Origin of the sequence: Chryseobacterium sp., from assembly GCF_045629545.1 — a bacterium.
Classification (GTDB): Bacteria; Bacteroidota; Bacteroidia; order Flavobacteriales; family Weeksellaceae; genus Chryseobacterium.
In genome coordinates, this window is sequence record NZ_JAZQRK010000003.1 from 1 (window position 1) to 4,162 (window position 4,162).

Annotated in this window: 6 protein-coding genes; 3 read left to right on the top strand and 3 right to left on the bottom strand. The window is 29.6% G+C overall.

What is annotated here, in order from left to right; genetic code table 11:
* Nucleotides 1–643 precede the first annotated feature (643 nt).
* Both ACKI42_RS00815 and ACKI42_RS00820 read left to right on the top strand, forming a co-directional pair.
* A complete protein-coding gene (locus ACKI42_RS00815; protein ID WP_407401460.1) occupies nt 644–1,432 on the top strand; it encodes a hypothetical protein in 789 nt (262 codons plus the stop codon).
* Between the two features lie 6 nt (nt 1,433–1,438).
* Nucleotides 1,439–1,909 (top strand): hypothetical protein, encoded by a 471-nt coding sequence (locus ACKI42_RS00820; protein WP_407401462.1) that lies wholly within the window; start codon nt 1,439–1,441, stop codon nt 1,907–1,909.
* Nucleotides 1,910–2,070: 161 nt separating this feature from the next.
* Here ACKI42_RS00820 and ACKI42_RS00825 read toward each other — a convergent pair whose 3' ends face one another.
* Genes ACKI42_RS00825 through ACKI42_RS00835 form a run of 3 tightly spaced genes read right to left on the bottom strand, consistent with a single transcriptional unit; the run spans nt 2,071 to nt 2,943 of the window.
* Nucleotides 2,071–2,361 carry a type II toxin-antitoxin system RelE/ParE family toxin gene (locus ACKI42_RS00825; RefSeq protein ID WP_407401464.1) on the bottom strand — a complete coding sequence of 97 codons (291 nt, stop codon included), beginning with the start codon at nt 2,359–2,361 and terminating at the stop codon, nt 2,071–2,073.
* Nucleotides 2,358–2,588 carry an addiction module protein gene (locus ACKI42_RS00830; protein ID WP_407401466.1) on the bottom strand — a complete coding sequence of 77 codons (231 nt, stop codon included), beginning with the start codon at nt 2,586–2,588 and terminating at the stop codon, nt 2,358–2,360. Before ACKI42_RS00830 ends, ACKI42_RS00825 begins: the two co-directional genes overlap by 4 nt.
* Before the next feature lie 19 nt (nt 2,589–2,607).
* Nucleotides 2,608–2,943 (bottom strand): helix-turn-helix domain-containing protein, encoded by a 336-nt coding sequence (locus ACKI42_RS00835; protein ID WP_407401468.1) that lies wholly within the window; start codon nt 2,941–2,943, stop codon nt 2,608–2,610.
* A gap of 162 nt (nt 2,944–3,105) precedes the next feature.
* On the opposite strand from ACKI42_RS00835, the gene ACKI42_RS00840 reads away from it, so the two are divergent.
* Nucleotides 3,106–4,162, top strand: a 1,057-nt coding sequence (locus ACKI42_RS00840; RefSeq protein WP_407401470.1) for a CHC2 zinc finger domain-containing protein, incomplete at its 3' end; no start/stop codon positions are given.

A 4,162-nucleotide genomic window follows, 5' to 3' on the forward strand; every position in this document is an offset into this window, starting at 1 on the left:
ATCTGGTCAAATCACAGATACAGCTGTAAATAAACAAAAATTCGGGCAATCCCTACCACTGCGTTACAGGTCAGGCTGTACGCACTCGCTTTTCGCAAATTAAAAATTTGCAAAAGAGCTCAAACAAAGCTTCCATCCCTATTGCAAAATGCAGTTGTAGAAAAAAATCACGGCATCAATTTTTAATATTATATCTAATATTCTAACTTGGTATATATAAATACATTTATAACCCGTAGTGCATTATAGAATTCCCACAGATAAACAGATTTTTATCCATTAATCTACGTAAGACATACAAGTTATGTTACTTATTGAATGTATTGAATTCAAAATCTGTAAAAATTTAATTGTTAGTTAATTTAATCTATCAATTTGAATCTGTGTATCTGTGATAAAAAAAATAATTAAATGAATACCAATATATTATTGTATATTAGATAATGCACTAAGGGTATTTATATCAATACTCAAATTTGTCTACATAATATTACTTTTTTACTAGATAAAAAATCAATCTAATCTAGATAAAATTATAAATTAGAAGCTTCCTGTAAAAAAACACCACCGCATTAATCGTGAATATCCAACTTATGATAGTATGATGAGCTAGTATTATGTTATTTTTTGTACATTTATCAGTGTGGATCCCCTGGCGGAGAAGTATCCTGGAATTGGTGGATATGTTTATGTAGCTAATAATCCAATTAATGCTATAGATCCTGATGGTAGAGATTTTAGAATGATTACTCAAAGAGATAAAAATGGGAAAATAGTTAATGTCTCATTACACGCTACAGTTTATTTACAAGGAAATGGCTCAAATAAAGTAATGGCAGAAACAATGAATAAAGCTTTTGTAGATAAATTTTCAGGAGGAAAAAATGTAAATGGAGTTAATGTAAGTTTAAATGTAGTATATGTATATGATGGTAATAACAACAAAAATGTTAGTAATTTAAAAGCAGGTGAAAATATTTTTAATGTAACTAATGATTTATCTAAAAGTGATCCATCGTATGTTTCAGGGAGAGCCGTCTCGCAAACAGGAAATACTGGAGTGATTAATACGAAAAGTGACGATATTGTTCGAACAATAATACACGAAAGTTTACATCTTTTAGGGTTGAGTGATAGATACGATGATTTTAGAGGTAATCCAGCTTCAAATTTGGAAGGAAGTTTTCATTCAGGATTTTCTAACGACATAATGGGAGGCGGAAATGAGGTTAATAATGTTCATTATGAAAACATAATAAATTATGCAAGGAAAACCTCTGATCCAAGATGTGGAAGTGAAAATGGATTCAATTATTCTGGTAATTTAATTGATTTATACGATAGAGCTTCAAAACATGAACTAAAAAATGGAAATAAACCTAATTCTAACTATCATCCTAGATCAAATCAAGTTGAAGGAGATTATAATTAATCAATTATGAAAACAAATATTTTTTATTTTATTTTATTTATTTTAATCTTGCAGTCTTGTGATTTTAGAGATAAAAAAATAAAGTATTCTGGTTTTGCACTTTTGTCGTATGTAACTAATTCAGACTATAAAACAATGCAAATTGTTATGTTAAACGAATATAAAACTGGTGAAAACATTGAGTTTTATGTTGATAAACATTTTTATTTGGAAGGAATTAATATATCGATCAAATCTAATAACTCAAGTTATTCTAAAGTTTTAAATTATTCCCAATTGGAAAATTATAAAAGTTATAATGATTTCTATTTAGTTAAAATTGAATTTGAAATAGAGAGAATTGATATAAAATGGATAAAAGAAGAAGAAAGCTATATATCTATTTTTGATGAAATGATTAAGTTTAAATATGTTTTGTATAGTAATTTCAAAGATGATATTAATATAATTGATATAAAGAATATTAAATATTTGTAACTCGGTAATATATCAAAAGTACTATTACCACTGCAACTACTCATTATTACTACATTAAATAACATTTATAAAACCAATTAAACAACTCAAGCTGACCGTAAAAAGTCGGCTTGTTTTATTATAAAAAATTAAAGCCCTGCAAATTGCAGGGCTTTGTATTTCTACCAATTATTAGAATCTTTAGAAGTATGTAATACGGCAAGTATCACAACTCTATTTTGAGTTTTATCAATGGTATAATGAATTCCAAAAGGGAAAATTTTGGTAAAAACAATCCGTGTGTTTCGGTACCTAACTTCAAAAAGATGAGGATCATTCCCAATTAATAAAATGGCGTTTTTCACCTCAATAGCAAAACGTTTTTCTAAACCAATCTGTTTCGATTTATACCATTTTTTAGCATTTTGAATATCATTTTGTGCATCAGAAAGATAAACTATATCGTATTTCATACGTCTTGATCTAGAATTTCAAATAATGTCTCTATCGGTAGTACATCATCAGGATTATTTTGGTAACTATCTAAACGTTTATCTAAAACATCTTTTTGCCATTGGGGTAAATCGTCATTGTTTTTTTCAATGTCTGGATATTTTCTTTTCATATTTTCCCATTCCTCAATTGGAATAAAAACTCCTGTTGGCAAACCATTATGATCTTGAATAATTTGGGTTCTCATGGCTTTATTTTTTTATGAATTACATACTATATGTTTTTCGTGTTTTGAAATCACGAATTGTTAAATCAAGAAATCTGCTAATAATGGCTTTATCTTCATCTGCCATTTCTTGAATCACTTCAAACTTTTGCATCAGCTCTTTATCTTTTATGGTAACTGTTTCATCGTTTAAAAGAGCATCTGTTGAAACACCTAAAGCATCTGCAATGTTTTTCAAGACATCTGCAGGAGGTATACTACTTCCTAACTCATAGCGAGACAAGCTTTTATTGTTCACTTGGGCTCTATCAGCAAGCTCAGCTTGTGAGAATCCTTTTTGTTGTCTGTATAATCGAATGCGTTCAGCTATAGTCATAATTGAGATTTTTTGCAATGAAAATTCTTTGTTATACGAATTTAAGACAAAAAAGAGTCAAAAAAAAGTATTTATCTCTAATAAGGCTTGTTTTATATTCTCGTAATTGCTACTTTTGAGACAAATTTGAGAAGTGTTAATTTTTAAATAATATTTTCATCTATGGAAATTTCCGAAATCAAACAACAAGTATCCCTTGCATCGGTGTTGCAACATTACGGCTTACAACCCAAAAACAACATGCTGCAATGTCCGTTTCATCAAGATCAAACTGCGAGTTTGCAGGTACATTTAGAAAAGAACTTTTATAAATGCCACGCTTGCGGAAAAACAGGTGATGTGATTCAGTTTGTACAAGATTTTGAAAAGCTAAGCAAACACGAAGCCATTCTTACATGCAAAGGTTTAGCTGGCGGGATTTCACTACCCAAAAAACAAAACATGAATAATGAAACTTCATTACCTAAAAAAGCAGAAACAGATTCTTCAGAACGCATTGCTTTTCTAAGTAAAATGTTTTCGAGTTTTAAAAACGGTTTGTTAAGTAGTAAGCCTGCTCAAGGTTATTGCGAAAATCGTGTTTTGAATTACGAACATTTAGAAATTGGATTCAATAGCGGACAATTTCATCACGGTTCTCGAAAAGACGAACAACTCATAAATAATTGTTTGAAATACGGTTTGCTAATTGATAACGGATTAAAAGGTAGAACTGGAGAAACTGCTTACACCATTTTTGGAAACAAAAGCCTGGTGTTTCCTTTAAAAAACAAGGAAAATGAAATCGTGAGTTTGTATTTCCGTAGCATTTTAGATACTAAAAACAGCAAACATTATTATCTGAAAGACCGTCAAGGTTTGTATCCGAATTATCCTAAAAGCGATACAAAACAGCTGATTTTAACCGAAAGTATTATCGATGCAGCTTCGTTACTTCAGATAAAAGAAATTGCCGAAAACTATAGCGTTTTAGCATGTTTTGGAACCAATGGCTTGAATCAAGAAATACAAAAAGCAATTAAAGAATTAACTCATTTAGAAGAAGTTATTTTCTTTTTTGATAACGATACAGCAGGTCAATCGGCAACTTCAAATTATGGAGCAATGCTAAAAGAAGTTTTTCCAAATTTAATTATTACCCAAGCAACACCGATAAACAAAGACATTAACGAAACCTTGCAATTGCATGATGAAACCATTTTTGTATCTCTTTTAAATG

Bases quoted from the DNA above. Each gene is read 5' to 3' on its own strand.
- ACKI42_RS00820 (WP_407401462.1), top strand. From the start codon at position 1,439: ATGAAAACAAATATTTTTTATTTTATTTTATTTATTTTAATCTTGCAG.
- ACKI42_RS00835 (WP_407401468.1), bottom strand. From the start codon at position 2,943: ATGACTATAGCTGAACGCATTCGATTATACAGACAACAAAAAGGATTC.
- ACKI42_RS00825 (WP_407401464.1), bottom strand. From the start codon at position 2,361: ATGAAATACGATATAGTTTATCTTTCTGATGCACAAAATGATATTCAA.
- ACKI42_RS00830 (WP_407401466.1), bottom strand. From the start codon at position 2,588: ATGAGAACCCAAATTATTCAAGATCATAATGGTTTGCCAACAGGAGTT.